Raw genomic sequence first — 1,194 nt, 5'->3', positions numbered from 1 at the left:
GTTGATAGGCCGGATCTGGAAGCACCGTGAGGTGTGGAGGTGACCGGTACTAATAGGCCGAGGGCTTGTCCTCAGTTGCTCGCGTCCACTGTGTTAGTTCTGAGGCAACGACTGTTGCCGGCTAGAGCTGAACACACAATTAAAAAGTGTGCTTGTTCGCTCGAAACCATTAGGGTTTCGGTGGTCATAGCGTGAGGGAAACGCCCGGTTACATTTCGAACCCGGAAGCTAAGCCTTACAGCGCCGATGGTACTGCAGGGGGGACCCTGTGGGAGAGTAGGACACCGCCGAACAATCTTTGAGGACCCCTGGTCACCAGCGTTCAGCTGGGACCAGGGGTCCTTTTGTTTTTACAATGCTTGAGGTACCGAAGACAGGAGTCACCATGTCCACCAACTCTCCCGACGAGCGACCGGAGCGCGACCAGCGGCCACGGGACAGTGGTGACCGCGGTGACCGTGGCGGATACCGCAACGACCGCAGCAACGACCGCGGAGACCGCGGCGGTTACGGTCGTCGCGACGACAATCGTGGCGGCAGTGGTGGCGGTGGCTACGGTCGCCGCGACGACAACCGCGGTAGTGGATACGGCCGTCGGGACGACCGTCGTGGTGACGAGCGCCGCGGCGATGACCGGGGCGGATACGGCCGTCGCGATGACAATCGCCGTGACGACAACCGGCGTGACGACAACCGGCGTGACGACAACCGTGGTGGTGGGTACGGCCGGCGTGATGACAACCGCGGCTCCCGCCCCGCGTTCCAGCGGGACGACCGTGGTGGCCACGGCGGCCGTCGGGACGACAACCGTGGTGGTGGCGGTGGCTACCGCGGCCGGGACGACCGGCGCGACGACCGTGGTGACCGTCCGGCGTTCCGTCGTGATGACCGCGACGACCGTGGCGGTCGCAGTGACCGTGGTGACCGTCCCGCCTTCCGTCGTGACGACAACCGTGGTGACCGTCCTACCTTCCGTCGTGACGACAACCGTGGTGACCGTCCCGCCTTCCGCCGGGACGACAACCGCGGTGGCGGCGGCTACCGTGGCCGGGACGACCGGCGCGACGACAATCGTGGTGCCGGTGGTGGCTACGGCGGCCGTCGGGACGACAACCGGGGCGGTGGCGGTGGCTACCGCGGCCGTGACGACCGTCGGGACGACCGGCGCGATGACAGCCGTGGTGGCTTCCGAGG

1 rRNA gene is annotated in these 1,194 nt (G+C 66.2%); it reads left to right on the top strand.

What is annotated here, in order from left to right:
- Nucleotides 1-176: 176 nt before the first annotated feature.
- A 5S ribosomal RNA gene (gene rrf / locus ACFWXC_RS48040) occupies nucleotides 177-293 on the top strand.
- Nucleotides 294-1,194 lie beyond the last annotated feature (901 nt).

It is taken from the genome of Streptomyces sp. NPDC058683 (assembly GCF_042716195.1).
GTDB lineage: Bacteria > Actinomycetota > Actinomycetes > Streptomycetales > Streptomycetaceae > Streptomyces.
Note: the sequence above shows the minus strand (reverse complement) of the source record. Positions and strands in the feature narration are given on the sequence as shown.